Source organism: Tindallia texcoconensis (assembly GCF_055383815.1).
Genome location: NZ_AP042431.1, coordinates 962,314 through 973,888, shown reverse-complemented (window position 1 = coordinate 973,888; position 11,575 = coordinate 962,314). Strand labels below are relative to the sequence as shown.

Genomic DNA, 11,575 nt, shown 5'->3' with positions numbered 1-11,575 from the left:
AAACTATTTTGCTTTTATTCCGATATTATTAATAAGGAAGTGTGTTTATTGCATCTGAATTGCACATAATAGCGATAAAGATGCACTCAATAAGGGAGGGAGCCTATATGAAAATGGACGGTGCAGCTAGCGTGAATCGCTTGCAGACGACTCATACTAGTGATCGAATGATGGAAAGGCAAGGAAGCCAAGTAGCGGTAACACTTGAAAACGAGGGAATGAAGAGTAAGGAAAGCATTAAAACTCAGCAAGAAAAAATCCAGAATGCAACGGATAAAGGAAGTCGTGTGGAGGATCTTCAAGATGCTTTGGATCAGGCAAATAAAAGTTTTGAACCGCTAAATAGGCATTTTGAGTTTTCTTCCCATGAGAAGCTGGATCGTACGATGGTGAAAGTAATTAACACAAAAACTGATGAAGTAATTCGAGAAATTCCACCAGAAAAGTTGGTGGATATGGTAGCAAATATGCTGGAAATAGCAGGTATTCTAGTAGATGAGCGAGGATAAAGCTAGTACGGAATGCGGCGATTACTATTGAGTGTGAACGTTGCAGCATACTTGAAGGAGGCAGGTTAAAATGATGGATCGAATGCGATTTGGTGGATTGAGCTCTGGGATAGATACTCATGACATGATAGACCAGATGATGAAAGTAGAACGGATGAGAGTGGATCGTTTTCATCAGCGAAGTCAGACTATTCAATGGCGTCAAGAAGCAGCCCATGATATGAATAAGCGAGTGGCTCAGTTTGTCTTGGACAGTCGAGAGGGTTTTGGCCTGAATCAGGTTAGTTATAATGGACAGATTCGAGCCTCGGATGTGAATCGGTTTGACTGGATTAAGTCGGCCCAATCTTCTGATGAATCTATTGTAAAAACCAGGGCCAATGCCAACGCCATTGAAGGAAACCATACAGTGGAAGTAGAACAACGAGCAGAGGTTGGAAGCATTACTTCTCAAGATATGCAAGCCATTACCTCAGAGAATGGGAGAACTTTTGACTTTGAAACACCAGAAGGAGAAGATCCCATAACCCGAGAATTAAAAATGAAGGTAGACGGCGAAGAAATAACCTTTACAGTAAAGGATGGAGATACCGTAGCCAGTCTTACAACAGAAATTCGCAATAAAACTGGGCTTAATGCTTCTTATGATGCCAATTTTGGGCGAATGATGATTACCACTAGGGAGACTGGTGAAGATCATGCCTTTACGATTATGGAAGATGATCTTGGTGGGGTTTTGTTTAATGGTTTTGAAGATGGGGAACTAGAAAAAAAAGGTCAAGATGCTGAGATTAAATTTAACGGTGAAACCATCACTCATCACAGCAATGAAATCGAAATTTTTGGGATTTATTTAGATATTCAGGGTGGTGCAGCTTTAAACGAAGTTGCTATTGTTAGTGTTCAAACTGATACAGATGGTATGGTAGATAAAATCCGAGATTTTGTGGATGAGTATAACAAGCTTATGGATGATGTTAACGGGCAACTGAAAGCAGAAGAATATAGAGAATATAAACCCTTGACAGACGAACAGAGACAAGCCATGAGCGAAAAGGAAGTAGAACAGTGGGAAGAACGAGCTAAAAGTGGGCTTTTAAGAAATGACGATAGTATGACGAGAATGGTGCAAAATCTCCGTAGAGGGATGTATCAACAAGTGGAGGGCGCCACTGGTTCGTTTAATCAGATTGCACAGGTTGGAATTACCACTGGAAATTATCAGGATGGTGGAAAGTTGTTTATAGATGAAGACAAGCTAAGGAATGCAATTAATGAAGATGCAGAAGGTGTTGTAAACCTTTTCTTTAAAACTTCTAATGCAGAGGATCCAGCTCAGCGGAAAGCAGAAAGTGGTCTATTTCAGAGGATGAGTGATGAAATGGTTGCTGGCATGAAGGACAGCGTAAGACGCTTAGGTGTTGGCGAGCATGCAGATAAATTGAGATCTGTTCAAGGAAATATGTTAGTGGACTTTGTAACAAGCAATAGTGGTATAAGTGTTTCAGACCGAGATATTCTTTCTATCAATCAGAGAATTGACAGAGAAGAACAGCGTCTCATGCGTAAAGAGGATCAACTGTGGCAACGTTTTACAGCTATGGAAAAAGCTATGGGTGAAATGAATAGTCAGTCAGAATGGCTGCAACAACAATTGATGCAGTTTTAGGAGGTATCAATGAAAAAGAAACCTTCATTAATTTCTTTAATCAATGTTTTAGAAGAGAAGCAGGAGATACTGCAGGATCTTCTGGAGTTAACTGCTAGACAAAAAGAAATACTAAGTGCTTCTGATGATCAGATGAATCAAAAGGCACACTTGTCGTTGATTGAAGAGCGAAATCGGATAATGGAAGTCATTGATGAGTTAGATAAAGGCTTTTTAAAAGACTTGGAGAAAGCTAAAGTGGAAGTGGGCTGTCAAGCCTTGGATCAAGTTCCATCTGGTACTTTTGAAGCGGATCAGGTGAAAAACCTTCAAAATGTAACAAAGAACATTCAATTGTTGCTCAATGAAGTGGTTGATTTGGACAACGAAAATCGGGAATTCATGAAGTCTATGATGGTTAAAATGAAAAGCGAAATAAATCAGATTCAAAAAGGTAAAAAAGCCATACATGGCTATGCCAACACCAAACAGCAGCAACCATCAATTTTTATGGATAAGAAGGAGAAGGATCATCGTAAGTAGTTGGATCCATCTTTATTTGGATCCATCTTTATGAGGAGATGATTGTTTTTTCTTGCCGAAACCTGTTAAAACAGCCCCAAGGTCTTCTTCTTTTGTGGTATAATAAACAAGAATGGAAGGTCTGTGGTTGAAAGTCCATGCCAGTCGCAGGCAAAAGGACCCACGTAACACAGCCAAAAGTGTTGTGGAGCATGGTGCGGCTTAGGAGTAAGTCCTGCCAGGCAATTGGCCTGAGAGAGGTAGTCGTGACGGCAACCCCGGAGCAAACCCTCCAGCAGGCGAGTGTGGGGTCAAAGATCAGGTCAGCTTCTATTCAAAAAAGCCGCTTATGCGGCTTTTTTTTTATCTTGACTTTTTGTAATGTGGAAAACTATTCTTAAGTGCCTCTTTTTTCCCCAGCTTCTCCACATAGATGAATCCACTGATTTCAACTTATCAACAGAGTTACCCACATTATCCACAGAAAACCCTGAGTCTTATCCACAATCCACAGAGTTATCCACAGGCAAGAGACGAAAAATGAATGACAGAAAATAAATTCAAATGAAATTGGCTGGTTTGAGGGCTGAGTTTCGGGTATATTATGAGATACATCTAGGATAAGACATCTGATAGAAAAAAGAAGGAAAGGGGCTGGAAACATGAAAGTCACCGTAACAGGCAGAAATGTCAACATTACTAATTCTTTACGCAACAATATCGAATCGAAAATGGAGAAGCTTGAAAAATACTTTAATAAGGAGGCGGAAGCACAGGTTACGCTTTCTGTAGAAAAAGAACGACAAATTATGGAGGTGACCATTCCCTTAAGTGGCTCCGTACTTCGGGCAGAAGAAGCTACTGCGGATATGTATACGACCATGGATCGAGTAGTAGATAAGCTGGATAGCCAGCTACGCAAACATAAAACCAAATTGGAAAAAAATCGAATTAATAATTACGCAACCATTCGGTTTGATAATATCCCTACCTATGAAAAACCAGAGGAAGATGAGTCTAAAATCGTAAAAACCAAGCGATTTGCGGTTAAGCCTATGAGCAATGAAGAAGCCGTGTTGCAAATGGAACTGGTAGGACATAATTTCTTTGTTTATGCCAACGATGAGACGAACGAAGTTAATGTAGTATACAAAAGAAAAGATGGGAACTATGGCCTAATTGAGCCGGAATTTGAATAAATACCGAATAAAAAAATCGCCTTCTGTGGATTACTCTTCAGAAGGCGGTTTTTTTTTATGGGATTTCTGATATAATGTTGTTCAGAGAATGGTGAGGAAGTGATCCTATGTTCATTGAAGCTTTAATACTGGGAACGGTCATTGGCCTTCTTCGGGGAGGTTCGGTGAAAAACATGAAGCTGGCGCGTATTCGGATGCCGGCTTTGTTGATAGTTGGCTTTATCCTGCAAAGCACCTTGTCTTTTATGATGCTGGCGGGAAGTACCTGGTTTATTCAACATCGGATGCTGCTATATGCTGTGAGCTATGGATTGCTGTTTGTTGTTTTGTTTTTTAATGTGTCCCATAGAGCCGTATGGTTGCTGGTTGTCGGCAGTGTGATGAACTTTGCAGTCATTTTTTTGAACGGCGGAAGCATCCTGATTTCGGCGGAAGCCCTAAAGGAAGCTGGGTTTTTAAATCGATTGTCTTTGATTGAAGCTGGAAGACTCCCACATTACCTGCTATTGCAAGAGGTTTCTGGTGTCATGGGGTTCTTGGCGAAACGGTTAACACCGCCAGCCTTTTATCCTGTTGCTCAGGTGTTTTCCATTGGAGATTTAATCATCTCCCTGGGGATCTTATGCTGGGTTCAGAACTTATGGCTGGGTGCTGGCCATTATCAGCGGGCACGTATGCTTAGAATTGACCATCATGGTAAAATATTGAAACGATAAACCGATGAAGTGGTAAAAAATGAATGAGGTGACTTAATTGAAAGCATTATTTGAGAAAGTATTTGGGAGTTATAGCCATCGAGAGTTAAAACGTTTGGAAAAACAGGTGGAATCCATTGAAGCATTGGAGGACGCCTACAGCAAGTTGACCAACGAAGAATTAAAAAATCAGACACAAATTTTAAAAGATCGGATTGAAAGGGGCCAAAGCTTGGATGATGTCTTGCCAGAGGCCTTTGCCACCGTAAGGGAAGCGGCTTTTCGAGTCCTTGGGATGAAGCATTATCGAGTCCAGCTATTTGGTGGTATTGTCCTGCATCAAGGAAGAATTGCCGAGATGAAAACCGGAGAAGGAAAAACCTTGGTAGCCACTTTGCCCGTGTATTTAAATGCGCTGTCAGGAAAAGGCGTTCATGTCGTGACCGTGAATGATTACTTGGCCAAACGTGACCGAGAGTGGATGGGGAAAATCTACGAATTCTTAGGCCTTACTACGGGTGTTAATGTTCATGGTCTGAAACCAGAAGAGAAAAAAGAAATTTATGCTGCGGATATTACCTACGGGACCAATAATGAATTTGGTTTTGATTACCTGCGAGATAATATGGTGATTCAGAAAGAGAACATGGTGCAACGTGGTTTGAACTATGTCATCGTGGATGAGGTGGATTCAATCCTTATTGATGAGGCGAGAACGCCGCTGATTATTTCTGGCCAAGGGGAAAAATCTACCCAGATGTATGCTTTGGTGAATCAGTTTATAAAATTATTGAAAAACGAAGATCACTATAGCGTAGACGAAAAAGCCAATTCTGTGGCTCTCACAGAGGAAGGGGTAGAACGGGCAGAAAAACATTTCTCTGTGGATAATTTGTCGGATCCAGAACATATGGAGCTGTCTCATCATATTAACCAAGCGCTGAAAGCCAATGCATTGATGAAAAAAGATAAAGATTATGTGGTTAAAGAAGGTGAAGTGATTATTGTAGATGATTTCACCGGTCGATTGATGTTTGGACGCCGTTACAGCGATGGATTGCACCAAGCCATTGAAGCCAAGGAAGGCATTGAAGTCCAGCGTGAGTCCAAGACCTTAGCCACCATTACCTTCCAGAACTATTTTAGAATGTATGATAAAATTTCAGGGATGACGGGTACCGCTAAAACCGAGGAAGAAGAATTTAAATCTATCTATAGCATGGATGTTGTAGAAATTCCTACTAATGAGCCAATTCTTCGGGAAGACTACCCAGATGCTATTTATAAGACGGTGAAGGGAAAATACGAAGCAGTAGCTCAGGAAATTGAGGATAGACACAAAGAAGGACAGCCAATTCTAGTAGGAACCATTTCCATCGAGCATTCGGAATTGTTTGCCAGCCTACTGAAAAAAAGAGGGATTCCCCATGAAGTCCTAAATGCCAAACATCATGAGCGAGAGGCGGATATTGTAGCCCAAGCAGGTCGAAAAGGCGTCGTGACCATCGCCACCAATATGGCGGGTCGAGGAACGGATATTCTATTGGGTGGGAACCCAGAATTCATGGCAAAAAAAGATATGAAAGCCCGTGGTTATACAGAGGAGGTCATGGGCATGGTTACGGCCTTGACCGTGCCAGATGATCCGGAAATACAGGAAGCGGTTCGGGAGTATGAGCGTTTGCATGAAAAATACAAGCAAGAAACCGATGCTGAACAAAAACAGGTCCTTGAAGCAGGAGGACTTCACATCATTGGGACAGAACGTCATGAATCTCGGCGAATTGATAACCAGTTGCGTGGTCGTGCAGGGCGTCAGGGAGATCCAGGTTCCAGCCGTTTCTTTATTTCTTTAGAAGATGATTTAATGCGTCTCTTTGGCGGAGAACGGATGCAGAACATGGTAGAAAAATTAGGCATGGAAGAAGACGTAGCCATTGAACATAGTATGTTATCTAAATCCATTGAAAATGCACAAAAGAAAGTGGAAGGTCGCAACTTTGGGATTCGAAAGCATGTGCTTCAGTACGATGATGTCATGAACAAACAACGTGAAGTTATCTATAATGAGCGTCGAAAAGTCCTAGATGGAGACGACATGCGGGATCAGATTATGTCAATGGTGGAAACCATTGTTGATACTAGTATCGAACTCTATACCGCCAATAGCCAGTATCCAGAAGAATGGGATTTGGATGCCTTAGAAAAACTATTGCAACAAAAATTTGGACTGGTAGACTTCTTCTCCACAGATGACGTGGAAAACATGACAAAAGATCGTTTGAAACAAGAGATTTTAGAAAAATGCCATGCTTTCTATGCAGAAAAAGAAGCGGAAATTGGCGATGAACGAATTCGTGAAGTGGAACGAATTATTATGTTACGAGTAGTAGATACCAAATGGATGGATCATATTGATGCCATGGATCAGCTAAAACAGGGAATTTCCCTTCGAGCCATTGGACAAGTAGACCCTGTGAGAGCTTATCAGATGGAAGGGTTTGATATGTTCCAAGAAATGATTCAGAACATCCAAGAGGACACAGTGAAATACTTGTTCTTGATGGAAAAATCCACCCAAGTAGAGCGGAAACCTGTGGCTAGAGCCAATACCCCAGGGCTTGCTTCTGGGGGAGGCAAACCAGAGCCAGTAAAGAGTGAGAAAACCCCTGGACGAAACGATCCGTGTCCCTGCGGCAGTGGTAAAAAATATAAAAAATGCCATGGAGCTTAAAGAGCAGATGAAGAGCAGATGAAAAGCAGATGAAAAGCAGATGAAAAGCAGATGAAAAGCAGTTAAAAGTAGTTAAAAGCAGTTAAAAGTAGTTAAAAGCAGTTAAAAGCAGTTAAAAGTAGTTAAAAGCGAACAGGTTACAGGTTATAGGAAATCAGGTTATAGGTGAACAGGTTATAGGTTATAGGGTGCAAGCAGGGTAATAAAGTTATAGGCGGGGAAGATGACCTCCCTCCGCCTGTGATTCTACGAAAGGGCTGAAGAGGATGCTAAACATAGATAATTTCCGGCAAGAAGTCATAGAACTGGAAGAAAAAATAAAAGAAATGGGGACTTCTCTTTGACATAGCCAGTCTGCAGCATGAGATTGAAGAGCTTGAGTTAAAAATGAGTGATCCCAGCTTTTGGGATGATCCAGAAAAAGCTCAGCAAATGCTTAAAAAAAGTAAGCAGATGAAAGATAAAGTAGCCGAGTATCATTTCTTGGAAAATCAGCAGGAAGAGCTGAAGACCATGATCTTTTTTCTGGAAGAAGGGGAAAGTGAGTTTGAGAAAGAGTTTCTTAAAGGTTTGGAGGAGCTAAAAAGCAAACTGGAAATCATGGAACTTCAAACCCTTTTGAATGAAAAATACGATCATTTAAACTGTGTGGTGGCGATTCATGCTGGTACTGGGGGATTGGATGCTCAAGATTGGGCAGAGATGCTTTATCGGATGTTTACCCGATGGGCAGAGTCTAAGGAATTTGGATTGGAAAACTACGATCTGCAAGGGGATCCGGAGGGTGGCATTAAAAGTGTGACCTTTTTGGTAAAAGGAGAAAATGCCTATGGATATCTTAAAGCAGAAAAAGGGGTTCATCGTTTGGTGCGAATTTCTCCCTTCGACTCTTCGGGCAAGAGACATACCTCCTTTGCTTCCGTGGATGTGACACCGGAAATTGATGATTCTGTGGAGGTGGATATCAAAACAACAGACCTTCGCATTGATACCTACCGATCTAGTGGTGCAGGTGGCCAACATGTCAACAAAACAGATTCGGCAGTTCGAATTACTCATTTGCCTACGGGGGTGGTGGTGCAGTGTCAGAACCAGCGGTCTCAGCATAGCAATCGGGAAACCGCCTTGAAAGTCCTCAAGGGAAAGTTATTGGAGTTGAAACGGGAAGAGAACAAGGAAAAAATCGATGAACTACAAGGGGAGTACAATCAAATCGCTTGGGGAAGTCAGATTCGGTCTTATGTTTTTCATCCGTACAATATGGTGAAAGACCATCGGACAAATGTAGAAGTTGGGAATGTGCAGGGTGTAATGGATGGGGATTTAGATCCCTTTATCTATGGCTATCTACAGCAAAAAGTGTTAAAAAAATAGTCGAAAAGTAGTTGGGAATCAGTAAGAGAGATAATTTAAAAAAGGTGCTGGCGATTTTAAAATCGCTAGCACCTTTTTTATCTGGTGTTGTTTGTTGAACCTAATGATCCATTTTTAATGATTACATCATAATATCCACCAGCATACCCCGAATATCATCTAACCGCTTAAGGACGGTGATTCGATCGGCTTCTTGATTAATAAACTCCTTGGTTAGCTGATCCAACTCTCGATCTACGTTTTTGACAATACAATAGACACGGTGGCGACCACGGCGATCCAGAAAATTCTGCTTTGAAAAATGGTGAGAATTTTTGGAAGCAACGTCTAAAAATTCTCTGACCAGCTTTTTGTAATGCAAAACGTCATCCAAATACAAACGATCCGAAAGACGATCCGCCTGTTCTGTAATTTTGCCGTATAATCCTTGAAGATGTGTTCGCACCTCATCGGATTTCACATCATTAAGCTTATCCATAAAATTTGCCTGTGCAGGTTTTAGAACCTGTGGGGCTGTTGTTTGTTTTTGAGCTGGTTCTGGGGATAAAACTCCATCTATTCGATTGGACATGGTATCACTCCAATAATCATTGTTTGGCCTTGTTTTCATCAAGGATTCATCTATTCCTCAATACTATTATCGGCATTAAGGAAAAAATCTTGAAGCCTTAGGAGAAGATTCGCATAATCTTTTTCGAGCTGAAACCGAAAGGAAGGTTTCAAACTCATAAAAAGGGTATTGATAAAATCATAACAGTCCATAGAAAAAGAGACGAAGGACGATCTTGGCAGTAGATCACTGCCTTGGAAAGGGGATGCTGCTCATGAAATCGATTAAAATGAAAATGGTCTTAATACTAACCTTGGTGATCCTATTGTTTAGTGGCTCTTTATCCTTTATTTCCATTCATACAGCCAGTGATGCTGTTTTGAAAGAAGCAATTAGAGGTTTGGAAATACAGGCTCATGAAGCGGCAACCATTGCAGAAGAGAGTCTTAACAGTCAATTTACCTACTTAGAGGGCTTAGGGAAAATCCAGCGTTTAAACAATCCAGAAGCAGACTTGGATCAAAAAATGGAAATACTATTAGAAGAAGCGGAAGACAGTCCTTTTATTCGCATAGGCGTAGCGGATCTACAAGGCAATCTATATTTATCCGATAGCTACGGCATTGGTGGAAATGTTGTAGACATCGCTGAAAGAGAGTATTTTCATGAATCTCTAGCTGGTAACAGAGCCATGATGCCACCTGCGGTCAGTGTTAATCCAGATGATGAAGGTGGGATGGTTATGGTATATTCTGTTCCTCTCAAACATAAGAATCAAATTCTGGGAGCCATTGTAGCTGTAGGGGATGGAAACTTTCTGAGTTATATTGTGGATGAGGTTGGCTATGGAGAAGCTGGCTATGGGTATATTATTGATGAAGCAGGGTCCTTTATAGCACATAACAATCGAGAATTAGTTATAAATGCCTTTAATCCCATTGTGGCCGCCCAAGAAGATGCAAGTTTAAATTCCGCAGCAAAACTTTTTCAAGTTATTTTAGAGGAACGCCAAGGCCATGGGCAGTATGTATTCGAAGGAATGGATGTTTATGCTGGATTTGCGGAAATCATGGGAACGGGATGGGTGCTTGCAACTGTAGCAGAGGAAAGCGAGATTTTAGATGGGGTGAATCGCCTACGAAACACCTTGTTGGCCACTACTTTTGGGATGGTCATGCTGGGTATTCTAGTGGCTGTATGGGTAGGGAACTCCTTTGCCACTCCCATGATAGAAATGCAAAGAATAATCCATAGACTAGCCACCTATGACTTAACTTTTGATAAAAGCAGCAAAGCGGTAGCTTATATGAAAAAACAGGATGAAATTGGGGGCATGGTGAAGGCCTTGGCAACTATGCAGCAGAATTTAACGGAATTAGTAAAAGAAATTGCAGATCAAGCAGATCATGTGGCAGCTTCTTCAGAAGAACTGACATCTACCAGTCAAGAAGCGTCAACAGCCGCATTAGAAGTTGCAAAAACCATTGAAGAAATTGCCCAAGGAGCTTCGGATCAAGCGAAAGAGACAGAAAATGGAGCAGAAAACCTGAAAGATTTTGGGAATATCATTGAAAAGAATCAGCACTTTATGCAAACCATGAATGGATCTGTAGAAGTGGTAGACCGCTTAAAAGCCGAAGGCTTAGGTAAAACAAAAGAGCTTATGGGAAAATCGGACCAAAGTAGAAGCGGAGTCTTGGAGATTCAACGAGTGATCAATGAAACCCAAGAAAGTACTGGTCAGATTGAACAGGCAAGTGGCATGATCAAGAGTATTGCAGAGCAAACCAATTTACTTGCGTTAAATGCAGCCATTGAAGCAGCCAGAGCTGGTGAAGCTGGGAAGGGATTTGCCGTAGTGGCAGATGAAATTCGGAAATTAGCAGAAGAATCCAATCACTTTACAGATGAAATTGCTAAGGTAATTCATAACTTAACAGAGAAAGTAGAAAAGGCTGTGAGTACCACGCAAAATCTGGGCACCGTCATAGAAGAACAGAATAAAAGTGTGGAAGAAACGACAGATCGTTTTGATGGAATTGCAGAAGCCATTGAAAACATGAAGAATATTTTGGAAAACCTTAACCAATCTGGAGAAGAAATGGAAGAGAAGAAAAATGAAATCCTAAGGATGATAGAAAATCTGTCTGCTATTTCCCAAGAAAATGCTGCTGGTACCCAACAAGCATCAGCATCGGTTCAACAACAGACCGCCGCTATGGATGAAATTGCCAATACCAGCGAAGACTTGGCAAAGCTGGCACAAGATCTTCAGCAAGCCAGTGCCCAATTCAAATTATAGGAGCCATACAAAACAATAACAAAGGAGCAAAGCGGCGGAGAC

General features: G+C 41.3%; 9 protein-coding genes. 8 read left to right on the top strand and 1 reads right to left on the bottom strand.

The features are described from left to right. Positions 1-107 precede the first annotated feature (107 nt). The 7 genes from ACZ47N_RS04550 to prfB all read left to right on the top strand — a co-directional run bounded on the left by ACZ47N_RS04550 (position 108) and on the right by prfB (position 8,681). Positions 108-509: a flagellar protein FlaG gene (locus tag ACZ47N_RS04550; RefSeq protein ID WP_464887950.1), complete on the top strand. Its 402-nt coding sequence runs from the start codon at positions 108-110 to the stop codon at positions 507-509. 70 nt (positions 510-579) lie between these two features. Next, the gene (gene fliD, locus ACZ47N_RS04545; protein ID WP_464887949.1) at positions 580-2,178 is read left to right on the top strand and encodes a flagellar filament capping protein FliD; all 1,599 of its coding nucleotides are present in this window, start codon (positions 580-582) and stop codon (positions 2,176-2,178) included. 9 nt (positions 2,179-2,187) lie between these two features. Next, on the top strand, positions 2,188-2,700 hold the full coding sequence (gene flgN / locus ACZ47N_RS04540) for a flagellar export chaperone FlgN (protein WP_464887948.1): 513 nt from the start codon (positions 2,188-2,190) through the stop codon (positions 2,698-2,700). Positions 2,701-3,341: 641 nt separating this feature from the next. Then, on the top strand, positions 3,342-3,878 hold the full coding sequence (gene hpf, locus ACZ47N_RS04535; RefSeq protein WP_464887947.1) for a ribosome hibernation-promoting factor, HPF/YfiA family: 537 nt from the start codon (positions 3,342-3,344) through the stop codon (positions 3,876-3,878). A gap of 107 nt (positions 3,879-3,985) precedes the next feature. After that, positions 3,986-4,594: a DUF5317 domain-containing protein gene (locus ACZ47N_RS04530; RefSeq protein WP_464887946.1), complete on the top strand. Its 609-nt coding sequence runs from the start codon at positions 3,986-3,988 to the stop codon at positions 4,592-4,594. Positions 4,595-4,631: 37 nt separating this feature from the next. Beyond that, positions 4,632-7,307 carry a preprotein translocase subunit SecA gene (gene secA, locus ACZ47N_RS04525; RefSeq protein WP_464887945.1) on the top strand — a complete coding sequence of 892 codons (2,676 nt, stop codon included), beginning with the start codon at positions 4,632-4,634 and terminating at the stop codon, positions 7,305-7,307. A gap of 266 nt (positions 7,308-7,573) precedes the next feature. Further along, positions 7,574-8,681 (top strand): peptide chain release factor 2 gene (prfB, locus tag ACZ47N_RS04520; RefSeq protein ID WP_464887944.1). Its coding sequence is split into 2 segments (ribosomal slippage): positions 7,574-7,648 and positions 7,650-8,681, totalling 1,107 coding nucleotides; the frame shifts between segments, so codons are not numbered across the junction. Between the two features lie 121 nt (positions 8,682-8,802). Here the strand turns inward: prfB and ACZ47N_RS04515 are convergent. Further along, positions 8,803-9,252 (bottom strand): YaaR family protein, encoded by a 450-nt coding sequence (locus ACZ47N_RS04515; protein ID WP_464887943.1) that lies wholly within the window; start codon positions 9,250-9,252, stop codon positions 8,803-8,805. Positions 9,253-9,505: 253 nt separating this feature from the next. Here ACZ47N_RS04515 and ACZ47N_RS04510 point away from each other — a divergent pair, with 253 nt between their 5' ends. Continuing rightward, positions 9,506-11,533 carry a methyl-accepting chemotaxis protein gene (locus ACZ47N_RS04510; RefSeq protein WP_464887942.1) on the top strand — a complete coding sequence of 676 codons (2,028 nt, stop codon included), beginning with the start codon at positions 9,506-9,508 and terminating at the stop codon, positions 11,531-11,533. Positions 11,534-11,575 lie beyond the last annotated feature (42 nt).

Excerpts from the sequence above, each read along its gene's own strand:
- fliD (WP_464887949.1), top strand. The coding sequence starts at position 580 with ATGATGGATCGAATGCGATTTGGTGGATTGAGCTCTGGGATAGATACT.
- ACZ47N_RS04550 (WP_464887950.1), top strand. The coding sequence starts at position 108 with ATGAAAATGGACGGTGCAGCTAGCGTGAATCGCTTGCAGACGACTCAT.
- ACZ47N_RS04515 (WP_464887943.1), bottom strand. The coding sequence starts at position 9,252 with ATGTCCAATCGAATAGATGGAGTTTTATCCCCAGAACCAGCTCAAAAA.
- ACZ47N_RS04530 (WP_464887946.1), top strand. The coding sequence starts at position 3,986 with ATGTTCATTGAAGCTTTAATACTGGGAACGGTCATTGGCCTTCTTCGG.
- flgN (WP_464887948.1), top strand. The coding sequence starts at position 2,188 with ATGAAAAAGAAACCTTCATTAATTTCTTTAATCAATGTTTTAGAAGAG.
- ACZ47N_RS04510 (WP_464887942.1), top strand. The coding sequence starts at position 9,506 with ATGAAATCGATTAAAATGAAAATGGTCTTAATACTAACCTTGGTGATC.
- hpf (WP_464887947.1), top strand. The coding sequence starts at position 3,342 with ATGAAAGTCACCGTAACAGGCAGAAATGTCAACATTACTAATTCTTTA.